Source organism: Acidovorax sp. sif0632, assembly GCF_019218805.1.
Lineage (GTDB): Bacteria > Pseudomonadota > Gammaproteobacteria > Burkholderiales > Burkholderiaceae_C > Acidovorax > Acidovorax facilis.
Genome location: NZ_JAHUWW010000011.1, coordinates 1 through 14,373 on the forward strand (window position 1 = coordinate 1; position 14,373 = coordinate 14,373).

The window sequence follows — 14,373 nt, forward strand, 5'->3', positions numbered from 1 at the left end:
AAAACGGAATTGAAGTGAACTTCACTTCTATTCTCATGAGCGTTTGTAGTGCTAAGCACTAGTTCCAAAGAACTTGGCACTCGCCATCAAACGCCCACGCTTATCGGCTGTATATTTTTAATGAACCTGACCACAAATCCAACCGAAGTTTTCTTTGCTTTCCCGACTTAGCTGCGATCAGCTGAGCCTTGAATTCTAGCACAGTTTTTGAAGACCAGCCAAACGCGTGCCTTCGGTTCCCGAGCTGACACTAATGAAGCGCCTCAGTTTCCGTGGAGGCCGTTTGTGTTGGTACCGATGCAAATTTGACCAGCCGGGTTAGGTTTGCTTGGAAATTAACACGACAGTGACAGGCAGGCGGCATCGCCTACAACCGGACGGGAACTCCTGGCTTAGCACTCTGTCCTATGGAGTGCTAATATCATGGCTTAGAGGAAAGGATTCCCGGAATGAACATTCAATCTGGAACCGCTACGACGACTTTGGCGCCCGCCAACCCGTGGGCGCTGGTGCCCCCATTGGGCAACCTGGACGCGTACATCTCCGCCGTCAATCGCCTGCCGCTGCTCACGCACGAAGAAGAGCAGACCTACGCTCGGCAGCTCAAGGACAACAACGATCTGGACGCCGCCGGTCGGCTGGTGATGTCGCACCTGCGTCTGGTGGTTTCGATTGCGCGCCAGTACCTGGGCTATGGCCTGCCCCATGGCGACCTGATCCAGGAAGGCAATGTGGGCCTGATGAAAGCCGTCAAGCGCTTTGACCCCGACCAGGGCGTGCGTCTGGTGAGCTATGCCATGCACTGGATCAAGGCCGAGATCCACGAGTACATCCTGAAAAACTGGCGCATGGTGAAGGTTGCCACCACCAAGGCGCAGCGCAAGCTTTTCTTCAACCTGCGTTCCATGAAGCAGGGGTTCAAGGCCGATGCGTCTGCCGCTGATGCGGCCACACACCGCGATACGCTGTCGGACCACGAAATCGACACGGTGGCTGCGCAGCTCAACGTCAAGCGCGAGGAAGTCATCGAGATGGAAACCCGCATGTCGGGCGGTGATGTGCTGCTGGACCCCGCACCCTCGGACGATGGCGAACAGGCTTTTGGGCCGATTGCCTATCTGGCCGACGCCTCGCACGAACCTACGGCCATGATCGAGTCGCGCCAGCGCGATGCCCTGGCCACCGATGGCATTGCCACGGCGCTGGGCAGCCTGGACGACCGCAGCCGCCGCATCGTGGAAGAGCGCTGGCTCAAGGTCAACGATGACGGTACGGGCGGCATGACGTTGCACGAGCTGGCAGCTGTGTATGGCGTGAGCGCCGAGCGCATCCGGCAGATTGAAGTGGCTGCAATGAAGAAGATGAAGAAGGCGCTGGCGGAGTACGCCTGAGCCTGAGGGCGGCGGGGTTAATATCCCCGGCTGCAGAAGTTGCCTCACGGGGCCCCAGTTCTGGGGCCCCGTGTCGTTTTGGCCCCTGAATGTTCTTGTTGAGGAGACCCCTTCCCATGTTGTCGTCACGTCCTGTTGTTTCTCGCCGTGCGTCTACGCTGCTGATTGCCCTGGCAGCCGCCTCCCCCTGGGCTCTCGCCCAGAACGCCGCCAAGCCCGGTGCCGCAGCAGCCGCCGCGCCCCTGGCATGGCCCACCAAGCCGCTCAAGATCATCGTGGGCTTTCCGGCCGGGTCTTCGCCCGACCTCACGGCGCGCACGTTCAGCGAGCCGCTGTCCAAGGCCCTGGGCCAGCCGGTGATCGTGGAAAACAAAGTGGGCGCAGGCGGCAATATTGCGGCTGATGCCGTGGCCAAAGCGCGTGATGACCACACCGTCGGCCTGATGATCAACGGCAACATGACAATTGCCAAGCTGCTGAACCCGGCCGTACCCTACGACCCGCTCAAGGACCTGGCGCCACTGAGCCTCATCGGCACATCGCCCCTGATCCTGACCGCGCCCGTGAGCCAACCCGGAGTGCCCGCCAACAGCAGCGCCCGCGACTTCTTTGTGGCAGCCCGCAATGGCGGCGACAAGTGGAGCTATGGCACGCCCGGCGTGGGCACGGTGGGCCACATTGGCACCGAGTTGCTCAAGTCGCGCAGCAACATCAACCCGGTGCATGTGCCCTACCCGGGCTACCCGCAGGTGGCCACCGCCATGCTGGGCGGGCAGTTGCAGATGGCCTTGCTGCCCCCGGCCCTGGCGCAGGCCCAGGTGCGTGCGGGCAAGTTGCGCGCGATTGGTGTGACGTCTTCCGGGCGCAGCCCGCTGGCACCCGATGTGCCGAGCCTGGCCGAGGCCGGCATCAGCAACTTCAACCTGGAAATCTGGAACGCCTTTGCGGCGCCTTCGACCCTGCCCAAGCCCATCCAGGCCAAGCTGGCGGCGCTGATCAGCGAAATCGCGCGAAGCGAAGAGGTGCGCGGCAAGCTGTTCCAGCAGGGCTGGCAGACGGTGGGCTCGTCGCCCGAGGGGCTGGCCAACCGCGTGAAGGCCGACACCAACTTGCTGGGCGGCGTGATCGCGATGCGCGGCATCAAGGCGGAATAAATCTGCGCGACGGAAACGCCGCACGCCTTTGCTGCTAGCAAACATCAACCCGGGTCTGGCCGATGCACCTGCCCGGGTTTTTTGTTGCAGGTGCTGTCAAACCAGCAGGCGGACTGGCGGGCCCGCAGAAACCTCAGCCCGCCTCGGCCAGCAGTGCCTTGACGTCTGCCGCCAGGGCCTGCGCGCCACTGCCATAGCGGTTGTAGATGCGAAGGCGCCCCGCCGTGTCATACAGGTAGCTGCCCGCCGAGTGGTCCATGGTGTAGCTGGTGGGCGTTTTGCCATCGACCTTCTTGTAGTAGATCTTGAAGTCCTTGGCGACCGCAGCCAGTTGCTCTGGCGAGCCATACAGGGCCAGAAAACTGGGATCGAAATTGGCCATGTAGGCCTTGAGCACTTCCGGCGTATCGCGTTCGGGGTCTACCGTTACGAAGATGCCCTGCAGGCGGTCGCCGTCCTTGCCCAGCATCTTCTTCACCTCGGCCAGCTCTTGCATGGAGGTGGGGCACACGTCCGGGCACTGCGTGAAGCCGAAGAACACCACCACCACCTTGCCCGCAAAGTCCTTGAGGTGTCGCGCCTGGCCGTTGTGGTCGGTCAGCGGGATGTCACGGGCATAGTCCGCACCGGTGATGTCCACGCCACGAAACTCTGCCTTTTTCTCGGAACAGGCACTAAAAATGCCCGCAGCGCTTATAGATAAGGCGCTAACAGCTATCGTTTTAAGAGCACTTCTTTTCAGCATGGTCATGGCGGTCTTCACAGCACGTAGTGGTCCACCAGGAGGGCGGCAAACAGGGCGCTCAGGTGGATGAGGGAAAAGCGAAAGGTCTTGCGCGCGAGCGCGTCCGAATAGTTGCGCCACAGGGCAAAACCGTAGCCGCAGAAGCCTGCGCTGAGCACCACCGCAGCGGCCAGGTAGATCCATGAGCTCATGCCGTAGACGAAGGGCATCAGGCACCCGGCAAACAGGATCAGGGTGTACAGAAACACCTGCAGGCGGGTGAACTCGTTGCCATGGGTCACCGGCAGCATGGGCAGGCCAGACTTGCGGTAGTCCTCCACCCGGTACAGGGCCAGCGCCCAGAAGTGAGGAGGCGTCCACAGAAAGATGATGAGGAACAGGATGAGCGCTTCCGGTCCGACATCGTTGGTCATGGCCGCCCACCCGAGCACGGGCGGCATGGCGCCTGACGCACCACCAATCACAATGTTCTGCGGCGTGAGGGGCTTGAGAATCACTGTGTAGATGACCGCATAGCCCACAAATGTGGCGAACGTGAGCCACATCGTGAGAGGGTTCACCCAGAAGTACAACAGTGCGGACCCCGCACCACACAACACGGCAGAAAACAGCAGCGTCTGGGCGTTGGACAGCTGGCCCTTGGCTGTGGGACGCCAGGCGGTGCGCTTCATCTTGGCGTCGATGCCCTGCTCCACGATGCAGTTGAAGGCGGCGGCAGCGCCCGCCACCAGCCACACCCCGGCACAGGCCAAGGCCATCAGCCCAAGTTGCGAGGCCGACGGAAGCCCAGGCACAGCCAGCACCATGCCAATGAGGGCACAAAACACAATGAGCTGGACCACACGCGGCTTGGTCAGCGCATAGAACTGCGCAATGCGCGACGGCGTAGAAACAGCGGCGGGGGCAGCAACACTCATGCGGAAACTCTCGATGCACCCGAAGGCGCGGAAAACTCTTGCGGCGCGGACACCGCGCGGCTGGACACCAAGGCCCAGGTCAACACCACCACCAGCGCCGCAGCGCCACCGGTATGCAGCACGGCGGCCAGCAGCGGCCAGTCCAGCACCACGTTGGAGAGGCCGGTGGCCAGTTGCAGCAGCGCCAGCGCGGCCAGCCAGCGGGACTGAACCCGGAGCACGCTCGCCTGGCGAAGGCGCCAGCAAACGATGCCCAGGGCCAAGAGGACCACATAAGCCATGAGCCGGTGTACATAGTGGATGGCAGTGAGCCCGGCAAAACTGATGTGGCTGCCGTCCTGCAGCATACCCAGCGCGCGCCAGACCTGAAAACCCTGGCCAAAGTCCATGGCTGGCCACCAGCTCCCCTGACAGGTAGGAAAGGTGGTGCAAGCCAGCACCGCGTAGTTGGTGCTGACCCAGCCACCCAGCACCACCTGCACCGCCACGAGCACGCCGGTGATCACCAGGCCCCAGCGCAACCCGGTGGAGACACGCACAGGCAGCTTGCCCTGAGCGCGCTGGGTGTGGCGCACTGCCTGCACACACAGCAGCGCCAGCAGCACCAGCCCCCCGACGAGGTGCAGCGTGACGATGGCCGGAAAGAGTTTCATCGTCACCGTCAGCGCCCCGAAAGCCCCCTGCAGACACACCCAGAACAGCGTGAAGGTGGGCCACCACGGACTGATGGGGGGACGCTCGCCCCCCATACGCAAGTCCTTGCGATGCTGAACCCACGCCGACACCGTGAGCACGATGATGAGCACGCCCACGCCCGTGGCCAGGTAACGGTGAATCATTTCAACCCATGCCTTGCCATGGGTCACAGGGCCGGTGGGCATGGCCTCCTGGGCCGCCGCGATCTCGGTGCGCGCCCCCACGGGGCTGGCGCTGCCGTAGCACCCAGGCCAGTCGGGGCAGCCCAGACCCGAGTCGGTCAGGCGGGTGAAGGCGCCAAAAAGCACCAGATCAAACGTCAGGAACAGGGTGAGCACCGTGAGTGCCTGCAAGCGCCGCATGGGGGAGCTGTTGCGGTTGCGCCAGCCCACCCAGGCGAGCGGCCCGAGCGCAATCAGCACGCCCAGCAGCATCAGCCGGGCGATGGGCGCCAGATCGTAGAGCGGCTGTGGGGTGTCCATCACGGCTTCCCGGGACGCCCGGCCTCATCCCATGACGAGGACGCACGCAACAGGCGTTCAAGATCCCGCTTGGCCTTGGCCGCGCCTGCCGCGTCCATGGCTGCCGGAAAACGCATCATCCAGTTGCCCATGGGGTCCACCACATACAAGTGGTCCGCGATCTGGTGCCCCTCGGCGGGCGCAAGCCACGCATTGAGTGCAGCGGCATCCATGCGCAGCACCGTCGCTTTCTGCAATGCGCGCGTGAGCTCCGGGGGCACGCTGGTAGCGTCGTTCACCAGCCAGACCCAGTCCACGCGGTCTTTCTCCTTGCCCACACTTTCGCGCAGTTGCCGCTGCAGGTACAGGTGCTTCTGGCAGGCGGCATCACAGGCCCCGCCCGCAACGCTGACCAGAAGCCATTGCCCCTTCAGCGAAGCCAGGGGAACGGCCTTGCCATCGAGTGCCGTGGCGCTCAGGTCCGGCAGGGTGCGCTGCGGGTTGATCAACTCGCCATAGTTGCGCCGGCCTTCGGGGCGGATGACGTAGTACGTGAAATACGAGGCGACGACCGGCGCCGCGCAGATGAGCAGCACGCCCAGCATCTTCAAACGCCCATGGCGCGTGCGCTGCGTCAGGGCCACGGCGCCCGCCGCTTCGGGCAGCGTGTGCACGGTGAGCCCCAGGGGATGGTCCCCCTGGGCTTCAGGCGGCAGGGTGGCTGCGCGGGCGAATGAACCGTCGGACGATTTGGAACCAGACATAGAGAAGTGCAATCAGGCCGCAGAGCCCGAACCATTGAAATGCGTAACCGTAGTGTTTGTCGACGCCTGCGCCGACCACGGGCCAGTCGCGTTGAAGCCCCTCGCCTGCTTCGCCCGTCTGCAGCACCGTGAGGTGGGCAAGCGCCAGACCGGTTTCGGTGCGAAACGCTGCCAGATCGAGATTTTGCCGGATGCGAGAAGACCCCTGGGCACTGTCGGCGCCCTGGAACTCATACAAACGGGAAGGCGCGGGCGCCACACGGCCTTGCACCCGCACCGTTACATCCTGTGGCGTTTGCACCTGTGGCAGCCGCGTACGGTCCTGGAAATTGCGCGGCGCCCAGCCACGCTGCACCAGCACCGCCGCGCCACTTTGCCCTGCCAGCTGCAAGGGTGTCACCACAAAAAAGCCCGGGCGCCCGTGCATCTGGCGGTTGTCGAGGTACACCGTGTGCTCCGACAGCCACCGCCCCTCCAGAACCACGGCACGGTGCACCAACGAAGAGGCGTCCTTCGAGGATGGATCTGCCACCGCAGCAGCAAGCAAGGCGCGGCCGTCAATGGCAGGCATGCGCCCCCGTTCGTCCAGCGCGGCCTGAAGCGCCTCTTTTTCGGCTGCGCGCGACAGCTGCCAGCGGCCCAGCGATGCCGTGACCAGCATGCCCGCCACTGCGGCGAGTGTGATCAACCAGAAACGCAGGCCTGCGGGACGGCGGAAAGTGGTCACGGGATAATGTGCTCCATGAAATACCTCGTAGTGCTGGCGTTCATCGCCATTCTGGCCAGCCTGGCATCCGCCCTGTTCTTCATGATGCGCAATGGACGCGATGACAAGTCCAAGGGCAACCACATGGCCAAGGCGCTGGCCGTGCGGGTGGGGATCTCCATCGTGCTGTTCCTGTGTATCTTGGTCGCCTGGCAGCTGGGCTACATCCAGCCTACTGGCCTGCCGGCAACCGCCCGCTAACTCCCTCCAACCGTGGCGAGCAGCACGCCGCCAGCGATGGACCAGGGTCTGCGCTGACAGCTTGCTTGCCAACAAAAAAAGCGCCGCGAGGCGCTTTTTTTACATGGCAGGCGCGGTTTACATCCAGTAGACCAGCACGTACAGACCCAGCCACACCACGTCCACAAAGTGCCAGTACCAGGCAGCGCCCTCGAAACCGAAGTGCTTGTCGGCCGTGAAGTGGCCCTTTTGCAATCGCAGCGTGATCACCAGCAGCATCAGCATGCCCAGGAACACGTGGAAACCGTGGAAGCCGGTCAGCATGAAGAACGTCGAACCGAACACGCCCGAGTTGAGCTTGAGGTTCAGGTCGGTGTAGAGGTGGTAGTACTCATAGCCTTGCACCAGCAGGAAGACAAAACCCAACAGCACCGTGGCCCACATGAAGCCGATCGTCTTGCCGCGATGGTTTTCGCGCAGTGCATGGTGGGCGATGGTCAGCGTCACACCCGAGGTCAGCAGCAGAGCCGTATTGATGGTGGGCAGCCAGAAGGGGCCCACCGTCTGGAAGGGCTCGACGATGCCAGCCGGCGAACCGGTCACACCAGCAGCCAGACTGGGCCAGACCGCCTTGAAATCAGGCCACAGCAGTGCATTGTCCAGGCTTCCCAGGGCAGGTACAGAGTGCGAACGCGCCCACCACAGGGCCGTGAAGAACGCACCGAAAAACATCACCTCCGAGAAGATGAACCAGCTCATGCTCCAGCGGTACGACAGATCGATCTTGTGACCATACAGGCCACCTTCACTCTCACGCACCGCATCGCCGAACCATTGGTACAGCGTGAACAGCCACCACACCAGTCCCAGCGCCAGGGAATACTTGCCCCAGTCGTGGCCGTTGATCCACTGCCCTGCGCCCAGAATGACGAAGAACAGGCCTGCAGCCGCCATCACAGGGTGACGCGACTCGGCAGGCACATAGTAGTACGGGGTTCCGCCGTGGGTTGATGCACTCATTTCAGCTCCTGACTCTCAAAATCTTTGTTTTCAGTATTTGTTCGTACCAACCAACACACACTCACTCACACGATCCAGTTCACCAGCCCGATCAGGCCGATGACCAGCAGAAAGACCGCGATCAGTCCCACCACGATGATGTGCAGTGGGTTGAGCTTTTCGACATCCTGCTGGTATTCGCTGCCCTTGCGCAGGCCGATCAGCGACCAGGCCACTGCGCGCACGGTGCGCAGCAACGAGCCTTTGCGCGCATGCGGCTTCACCACGGGCGGCTCCAGTGGGGTATTCATGATCCTGCCCCTTCCAATGAGGAAATGGCCGGAAGGGATACATCCACGGCAGCTGTGGACTGCGGTGCTGCGGGTGTCTTGCCACCCACTTCAAAGAACGTGTAGGACAACGTAATGGTCGTCACGTCCTTCGAAATACGGGGGTCAATCACAAACGCCACCGGCCATTCCTTTTTCTCGCCGGGCTCCAGCGTGTACTGGTTAAAGCAGAAGCACTCCAGCTTGTTGAAGTGTGCAGCAGCCTGGCGGGGCGCGTAGCTGGGAATGGCCTGCGCAGCCATGCGGCGGTTCTGAATGTTCTGAAACTGGTACATCACCGTGGTGAGCTCACCCGGGTGCACCTGCACCGATCGCTGGGCAGGTTTGAAATCCCAGGGACCCCGCGCGTTGGCATCAAACTCCACCGTGATCGTACGGGTCTTGTCCACCTGCGTGTTGGCAGGAACCTTGACATCCTTGCCCGCCACGCCGTTACCAGGCACCTGACGCTCGGAGAGCGACAGGATGTTGATGCCCGTCATCTCGCAGATGTGCTTGTAGATGGGAATCAGCACATAGCCGAAGGCGAACATGCCAGCCGCGATCACGACCAGCTTGCCGACCATCTTGGCGTTTTCGCGGTGCAGGCTCATGGCAGGTGTGGACTCAACGGGAAAGGAAGAACACCTTGGCCATGAACCCGACGAAGAACACCACCGCAATCGACGCCAGGATCAGCGCCATCCGCAGGTTGCTCTTTTTCTGCTCGGGTGTCATCGTCGTGGCCCTCAGCCGATCACACGGGTTGCCGTGGCATCCAGCTTGGGTGGATTCTCAAAAGTGTGGAAAGGCGCTGGAGAGGGAACTTCCCATTCCAGACCTTCAGCACCGTCCCAAGGCTTAGCAGCTGCCTTTTCACCCTTGCCACGCATGGCAGGAACAATCACCGCCAGGAAGAAGTAGACCTGCATCAGACCGAAGCCCAGCGCGCCGACCGAGGCAATCGCGTTGAAGTCAGCGAATTGCATGGGGTAGTCGGCGTAGCGGCGGGGCATACCTGCCAGACCCAGGAAGTGCATGGGGAAGAAGGTGATGTTGAACGTGATCAACGAGCCCCAGAAGTGGATCTGGCCGCGCGTTTCAGAGTACATCACACCCGTCCACTTGGGCAGCCAGTAGTAGACACCAGCAAACATGGAGAACAGCGAGCCTGCCACCAGCACGTAGTGGAAGTGGGCCACTACGTAGTACGTGTCTTGCAACTGGATGTCGATGGGAGCCATGGCCAGAATCAGGCCGGTGAAACCACCCATGGTGAACACGAAGATGAAGCCCACGGCGAACAGCATGGGGGTCTCAAAGGTCATGGAGCCGCGCCACATGGTGGCGATCCAGTTGAAGATCTTCACGGCCGTGGGCACGGAGATCAGCATGGTGGCGTACATGAAGAAGAGCTGGCCCGTCACGGGCATGCCCGTCGTGAACATGTGGTGGGCCCACACGATGAACGACAGGATGGCGATGGACGACGTGGCGTACACCATGGAGGCGTAGCCGAACAGCTTCTTGCGGGCAAACGCAGGCACGATCTGGCTGATGATGCCGAAGGCCGGCAAGATCATGATGTACACCTCAGGGTGGCCGAAGAACCAGAAGATGTGCTGGTACATCACCGGGTCACCGCCGCCAGCGGGGTTGAAGAAGCTGGTGCCGAAGTGGCGATCCGTCAGCGTCATGGTGATGGCGCCAGCCAGCACGGGCATCACGGCGATCAGCAGGTAGGCGGTGATGAGCCAGGTCCAGGCGAACATGGGCATCTTCATCAGCGTCATGCCGGGTGCGCGCATGTTCAGGATGGTCACGATGATGTTGATCGAGCCCATGATGGACGAGGCACCCAGGATGTGCATCGCGAAGATGCCGGCATCCATGGAGGGGCCCATCTGCAGCGTCAGCGGCGCATACAGCGTCCAGCCCGCAGCAGGAGCGCCACCGGGCATGAAGAACGATGCCACCAGCATGATGGCAGCAGGGATCATCAGCCAGAAGCTGAAGTTGTTCATGCGGGCAAAAGCCATGTCGGATGCGCCGATCTGCAGCGGGATCATCCAGTTCGCAAAGCCCACGAAGGCCGGCATGATGGCGCCGAACACCATGATCAGACCGTGCATGGTGGTGAGCTGGTTGAACAGCTCGGGGTTCACCAGCTGAAGGCCGGGCTGGAACAGCTCGGCGCGAATCAACAGCGCCAGGACGCCGCCCACCATAAGCATGGCGAAGGCAAACAGCAGGTACAGGGTACCGATGTCCTTGTGGTTGGTGGCATACACCCAGCGGCGCCAGCCGGTGGGACCATGGTGTCCATGGTCGTCGTGTGCGTGGTCGCCCGCATGCCCGTGGTTGTCGAGAACTGCACTCATCTTGGATTCCTCAATACGTTAGGGCGCTGATTACTTGCCGCGCTGGGCCACGATTTCAGCAGGCTGCACCAGCTGGCCGGTCTTGTTGGACCACGAATTCTTGGTGTAGGTGGCAACGGCTGCGATATCGGTATCGCTCAGTTGCGCCCATGCAGGCATGGCACCATTGGCTGCGCCCTTGAGCAGAACCTGGATCTGCTTGACATGGTCCGCGTCCAGCACGATGGCCGAACCGTCCAATGGCTTGATGGGGCCAGCGCCCTTGCCGTTGGCCTGGTGGCAGGCCGCACAGTTGGCTGCATACACTTTCTCGCCACGCTTCATGATGTCGTCCAGCGCCCAGACCTTGGTGGGGTCGTCCAGCTTGGCAGCAGCCTTCTTCTTCTGATCAGCCACCCAGGCGGTGTAGTCCTCAGCAGACACGACCTTCACATGGATGGGCATATAAGCGTGCTCCTTGCCGCACAGCTCGGCGCACTGGCCGTAGTAGTCGCCAATCTTCTCGGCGCGGAACCAGGTGTCGCGCACAAAGCCAGGGATCGCATCCTGCTTGATGCCGAAGGCGGGCACCATGAAGGCGTGGATCACGTCGTTGGCCGTCGTAATGATGCGGATCTTCTTGCCCACCGGCACCACCATCGGGTTGTCCACCTTGAGCAGGTAGTCGGTCGGCGCATCCTTGACATTGCCGCTGTCAGACATCACGCGGTGGCTGCTGTCCAGCGTGGAGATGAAGGCCAGACCCTCGCCCTCGCCGGTGATGTAGTCATAACCCCACTTCCACTGGTAGCCCGTGGTCTTGATGGTGAGGTCGGCGTTGGTGGTGTCCTTCTGGGCCACCAGCACCTTGGTGGCAGGCAGGGCCATCAGGATCACGATGATGAACGGAACAATGGTCCAGACCACTTCCACCGTCACGGATTCATGGAAATTGGCCGACTTGGCGCCCTTGGAACGGCGGTGTTTCCAAATCGAGTAGAACATCACGGAGAACACTGCAACAAAGATCACCGTGCAGATGATCAGCATCATCCAGTGCAGAAAATGTTGCTCTTCTGCGATCTTGGTGACCGGGGGATGCAGGTTCAGCTGGTTGACTGCAGGGCCGCCAGGCAGGTCCTGAACGGCATGGGCTGCGGAGCCCACCCATGCACCGGCAATCAGCAGCAGAGAAGCCAGCTTGTTGGAAATGCTCTTCATAGTTCTCACTTACTTCTAAGCCTCAATTTAACCAATCCCTTTCGCGCGCCTGCGTGGGGTCAGGCTGCGCGCAAGGCCATGCGGATCTCCGATGCCAGAGCCGGTCGAAGTTCGGGGCGCATGAAGCGCCCCACTTCGACCGTTCGGCCCTGCGCAGACAGCATGATCAGCGAACGGTCCCCAGACTTGGGCTCTACGCGAACCCAACTCCGGTCAAACTCGGCGCGCTCCAGCTTGCCTGCTGTCTCCAGTTCCACCACAAGGCGTGAACCCTGCAGCGAAATCCTCTCGCCATCCGCCGCATGGCGACCGTACATGGCGAATGCAATTCCTACCGCCACCATCTCCAGCCACGCAAAGGGCATGACCAGGCGGGCACCGAGTATCCAGAAGCACGTTGCGATACCCAGGGACACCACACACAAGGACAGATACATCCAGCCCAACTGCACCGGCGTGACCGAACAGTTGCGAACGAGACGCCAGTCAATGCGTTGACCCGACACCGTGGCAAAACGAAAAACCAAGCCCGTCACCAGAAGTGCTCACAAGACTGCCAGCTGGGTGCCTGTCATGCCCAAGGCAAGACAGGCGCAGCCCGCAAAGTTGCGCGGGAAGATGCCCGAAATCTCAATAACCCGGAATTGTAGCGTGCCTTGTTCCATGTCATTGACACGCCGTTACAGGCTAGTTCTCTTTGCCGCCCTGGCGCAACATGGTGCGCATGTCCTGCAGCGACACAGCGCTGCTGGAACTGACGCGCACCCGAGGCGCAGGCTTGAAGGCATGGCCATAAATGATTTCGAAAGTCAGTGCCAACTGACCACCTTGTTGCGGATCTGCCAACCGGTCGGACAGCACTTGGTAGAGCTTCTCGCGCCAGCGCCGACCGCGCAATGAGGGAAAGCGATCAGGGTGCAGATTGCAACCCAGCTCGCGCAGCTCTTGAACCAGCCGCTCGGGCGTGGCAAACGTGAGCGTGATGCGCTCCATGTCCATCACCGGTTCGGCAAAACCGGCGTGCACCAGCATGTCACCCCAATCGTGCATGTCGGTGAAGGCATGCCCTGCCGGGGGCCAGCCCAGCTCGGCATACACCGCATGCAGTTCTCGCAGGGTATCGGGCCCCAGGCACGAGAACATCAGGTAGCCATCCACCGCCAGGGCACGGTGCCATTGCGCGATCAGCGCCTGCGGGTCGGTTGCCGTGTGCAGCGCCATGTTGGCCCACAGCATCTGCACACTCGCATCTGCAGGCATACCCAGCTGGGGGTTGCCTGCGCTCCAGCGCGCAGGACTCCACCACGGCTTGGCCAGCGCTTGCCGTGCAGAGTCCTCGCAATGGGCTGCCGTTTCGTAGATCTGGCAACGCGCTTTGGGATAGCGTGCGCTCACGAGCGCATGCGCCTGCAGGCCGCCACGCGCTGCGTCCCAATGGCACCACGATTCAGGGGCCTGGCGAATCCACTGCAAGCGGTCCTCCATGCGGCGGGCCACTTCTTCATGAAGCCAGGGAGATACGGCGGGGGCTGCTGCATGCCAGCGGGCCGCAGCAACGGGATCAATGGTGGGGGGGCGCTCGGAGGACGTCATGGGCCGCGCGAGTATATTGATTCATGCTTTTTACGGGCCTGACAGGGATATCGCGCCGTCTCCACACCTGGGCCCACCAAGTGCCCAGCCAGTGCGCGTTCTGCCACACCTGGCCCTCGCAGCGCATCTGCAACGCCTGCGTAGCGCGGTTTGCCCAGCCCACCACGCGCTGCCAGCGCTGCGCCCTGCGAGTGCCTGCAGGGGTAGAGGTCTGCGGCGCCTGCATCCAGACCCCGCCCAGCTTTGATGCCTGCATTGCCGCAGTGGACTACGCCTACCCCTGGGCCGATGCGCTGGCGCAGTTCAAGTTTCGCGGTGATCCGGGCTGGGCCAAGGCGCTGGCCACACTGATGCGCAGCACGCCGTGGATGGAACCGGCGCTGGAAGCGGCTGACCGCGTGCTTCCGGTGCCGCTGTCCACCGAACGCCTGCGCGAGCGGGGCTTCAACCAGTCGGCCCTGCTGGCAAGGCACCTGGTAGGCCCCAAAACCGACCTCCACACCCTGCTGCGCCTGCACGCCACCGAGGCGCAAAGCAGCCTGCCCCGCGCCCAGCGCATGCGCAACCTGCGCGGCGCCTTCGCCGTTGAACCCAGCCGCGCGGCAGCCCTGCGCGGCCAGCGGGTGGTGCTGATCGATGACGTGATGACCACCGGTGCCACGCTGCAGGCGGCCACCCTGGCGCTGCGCGAGGCAGGCGTGACGCATGTCACCGCCGCCGTCCTGGCGCGCACGGGGCTCGACTGAGCCCCGCAACCTCGCAGTACCAGCGGGATACTTTTGATTACGAGCGGTTGC

The 14,373-nt window shown here is 62.4% G+C and carries 17 protein-coding genes; 4 read left to right on the forward strand and 13 right to left on the reverse strand.

Going from position 1 to position 14,373, the window contains the following annotated elements; translation table 11 throughout:
- Positions 1-449 precede the first annotated feature (449 nt).
- Positions 450-1,391, forward strand: a complete 942-nt coding sequence (gene rpoH, locus KW832_RS24675; RefSeq protein WP_121420951.1) for an RNA polymerase sigma factor RpoH — start codon at positions 450-452, stop codon at positions 1,389-1,391.
- 116 nt (positions 1,392-1,507) lie between these two features.
- Positions 1,508-2,545, forward strand: coding sequence for a tripartite tricarboxylate transporter substrate binding protein (locus tag KW832_RS24680; protein WP_121505573.1), 1,038 nt, complete (start codon positions 1,508-1,510; stop codon positions 2,543-2,545).
- Between the two features lie 133 nt (positions 2,546-2,678).
- On the opposite strand, the gene KW832_RS24685 is transcribed toward KW832_RS24680, so the two are convergent.
- The 5 genes from KW832_RS24685 to KW832_RS24705 are packed head-to-tail and all read right to left on the reverse strand — an operon-like array spanning position 2,679 to position 6,855.
- Entirely contained in the window at positions 2,679-3,296 is a 618-nt protein-coding gene (locus tag KW832_RS24685) for an SCO family protein (protein WP_370628785.1), read from the reverse strand.
- An 8-nt stretch (positions 3,297-3,304) separates the two neighbouring features.
- Positions 3,305-4,207, reverse strand: coding sequence for a heme o synthase (gene cyoE / locus KW832_RS24690; protein WP_055398593.1), 903 nt, complete (start codon positions 4,205-4,207; stop codon positions 3,305-3,307).
- Positions 4,204-5,385, reverse strand: a complete 1,182-nt coding sequence (locus KW832_RS24695; protein WP_218301840.1) for a heme A synthase — start codon at positions 5,383-5,385, stop codon at positions 4,204-4,206. Before KW832_RS24695 ends, cyoE begins: the two co-directional genes overlap by 4 nt.
- A complete protein-coding gene (locus tag KW832_RS24700; protein WP_218301841.1) occupies positions 5,385-6,128 on the reverse strand; it encodes a hypothetical protein in 744 nt (247 codons plus the stop codon). The genes KW832_RS24695 and KW832_RS24700 overlap by 1 nt, the downstream gene beginning before the upstream one ends.
- A complete protein-coding gene (locus KW832_RS24705) occupies positions 6,070-6,855 on the reverse strand; it encodes an SURF1 family protein (protein ID WP_218301842.1) in 786 nt (261 codons plus the stop codon). Before KW832_RS24705 ends, KW832_RS24700 begins: the two co-directional genes overlap by 59 nt.
- Positions 6,856-6,870: 15 nt before the next feature.
- On the opposite strand from KW832_RS24705, the gene KW832_RS24710 reads away from it, so the two are divergent.
- A complete protein-coding gene (locus KW832_RS24710) occupies positions 6,871-7,095 on the forward strand; it encodes a twin transmembrane helix small protein (RefSeq protein WP_055398589.1) in 225 nt (74 codons plus the stop codon).
- 117 nt (positions 7,096-7,212) lie between these two features.
- Here KW832_RS24710 and KW832_RS24715 read toward each other — a convergent pair whose 3' ends face one another.
- The 8 genes from KW832_RS24715 to KW832_RS24750 all read right to left on the reverse strand — a co-directional run bounded on the left by KW832_RS24715 (position 7,213) and on the right by KW832_RS24750 (position 13,576).
- Entirely contained in the window at positions 7,213-8,094 is an 882-nt protein-coding gene (locus KW832_RS24715; RefSeq protein WP_121420955.1) for a cytochrome c oxidase subunit 3, read from the reverse strand.
- A gap of 65 nt (positions 8,095-8,159) precedes the next feature.
- Complete coding sequence (locus KW832_RS24720) at positions 8,160-8,384, reverse strand: DUF2970 domain-containing protein (RefSeq protein WP_218301843.1); 225 nt, start codon at positions 8,382-8,384, stop codon at positions 8,160-8,162.
- Positions 8,381-9,016, reverse strand: coding sequence for a cytochrome c oxidase assembly protein (locus KW832_RS24725; protein WP_121505569.1), 636 nt, complete (start codon positions 9,014-9,016; stop codon positions 8,381-8,383). Before KW832_RS24725 ends, KW832_RS24720 begins: the two co-directional genes overlap by 4 nt.
- A 13-nt stretch (positions 9,017-9,029) precedes the next feature.
- Positions 9,030-9,140, reverse strand: coding sequence for a cytochrome oxidase small assembly protein (locus KW832_RS24730; RefSeq protein ID WP_212742253.1), 111 nt, complete (start codon positions 9,138-9,140; stop codon positions 9,030-9,032).
- A gap of 11 nt (positions 9,141-9,151) precedes the next feature.
- Positions 9,152-10,783, reverse strand: a complete 1,632-nt coding sequence (gene ctaD, locus KW832_RS24735) for a cytochrome c oxidase subunit I (RefSeq protein ID WP_055398585.1) — start codon at positions 10,781-10,783, stop codon at positions 9,152-9,154.
- A 30-nt stretch (positions 10,784-10,813) separates the two neighbouring features.
- Complete coding sequence (gene coxB, locus KW832_RS24740) at positions 10,814-11,983, reverse strand: cytochrome c oxidase subunit II (protein ID WP_055398584.1); 1,170 nt, start codon at positions 11,981-11,983, stop codon at positions 10,814-10,816.
- A gap of 59 nt (positions 11,984-12,042) precedes the next feature.
- On the reverse strand, positions 12,043-12,519 hold the full coding sequence (locus KW832_RS24745; protein ID WP_121420957.1) for a DUF2244 domain-containing protein: 477 nt from the start codon (positions 12,517-12,519) through the stop codon (positions 12,043-12,045).
- A gap of 151 nt (positions 12,520-12,670) precedes the next feature.
- Positions 12,671-13,576, reverse strand: a complete 906-nt coding sequence (locus tag KW832_RS24750) for a biotin synthase (RefSeq protein WP_218301844.1) — start codon at positions 13,574-13,576, stop codon at positions 12,671-12,673.
- Between the two features lie 23 nt (positions 13,577-13,599).
- On the opposite strand from KW832_RS24750, the gene KW832_RS24755 reads away from it, so the two are divergent.
- Positions 13,600-14,322, forward strand: coding sequence for a ComF family protein (locus tag KW832_RS24755; RefSeq protein ID WP_218301845.1), 723 nt, complete (start codon positions 13,600-13,602; stop codon positions 14,320-14,322).
- The last annotated feature ends 51 nt before the right edge of the window (positions 14,323-14,373 follow it).

Excerpts from the sequence above, each read along its gene's own strand:
- rpoH (WP_121420951.1), top strand. The coding sequence starts at position 450 with ATGAACATTCAATCTGGAACCGCTACGACGACTTTGGCGCCCGCCAAC.
- KW832_RS24680 (WP_121505573.1), top strand. The coding sequence starts at position 1,508 with ATGTTGTCGTCACGTCCTGTTGTTTCTCGCCGTGCGTCTACGCTGCTG.
- KW832_RS24685 (WP_370628785.1), bottom strand. The coding sequence starts at position 3,296 with ATGACCATGCTGAAAAGAAGTGCTCTTAAAACGATAGCTGTTAGCGCC.
- cyoE (WP_055398593.1), bottom strand. The coding sequence starts at position 4,207 with ATGAGTGTTGCTGCCCCCGCCGCTGTTTCTACGCCGTCGCGCATTGCG.
- KW832_RS24695 (WP_218301840.1), bottom strand. The coding sequence starts at position 5,385 with ATGGACACCCCACAGCCGCTCTACGATCTGGCGCCCATCGCCCGGCTG.
- KW832_RS24700 (WP_218301841.1), bottom strand. The coding sequence starts at position 6,128 with ATGTCTGGTTCCAAATCGTCCGACGGTTCATTCGCCCGCGCAGCCACC.
- KW832_RS24710 (WP_055398589.1), top strand. The coding sequence starts at position 6,871 with ATGAAATACCTCGTAGTGCTGGCGTTCATCGCCATTCTGGCCAGCCTG.
- KW832_RS24715 (WP_121420955.1), bottom strand. The coding sequence starts at position 8,094 with ATGAGTGCATCAACCCACGGCGGAACCCCGTACTACTATGTGCCTGCC.
- KW832_RS24720 (WP_218301843.1), bottom strand. The coding sequence starts at position 8,384 with ATGAATACCCCACTGGAGCCGCCCGTGGTGAAGCCGCATGCGCGCAAA.
- KW832_RS24725 (WP_121505569.1), bottom strand. The coding sequence starts at position 9,016 with ATGAGCCTGCACCGCGAAAACGCCAAGATGGTCGGCAAGCTGGTCGTG.
- KW832_RS24730 (WP_212742253.1), bottom strand. The coding sequence starts at position 9,140 with ATGACACCCGAGCAGAAAAAGAGCAACCTGCGGATGGCGCTGATCCTG.
- ctaD (WP_055398585.1), bottom strand. The coding sequence starts at position 10,783 with ATGAGTGCAGTTCTCGACAACCACGGGCATGCGGGCGACCACGCACAC.
- coxB (WP_055398584.1), bottom strand. The coding sequence starts at position 11,983 with ATGAAGAGCATTTCCAACAAGCTGGCTTCTCTGCTGCTGATTGCCGGT.
- KW832_RS24750 (WP_218301844.1), bottom strand. The coding sequence starts at position 13,576 with ATGACGTCCTCCGAGCGCCCCCCCACCATTGATCCCGTTGCTGCGGCC.
- KW832_RS24755 (WP_218301845.1), top strand. The coding sequence starts at position 13,600 with ATGCTTTTTACGGGCCTGACAGGGATATCGCGCCGTCTCCACACCTGG.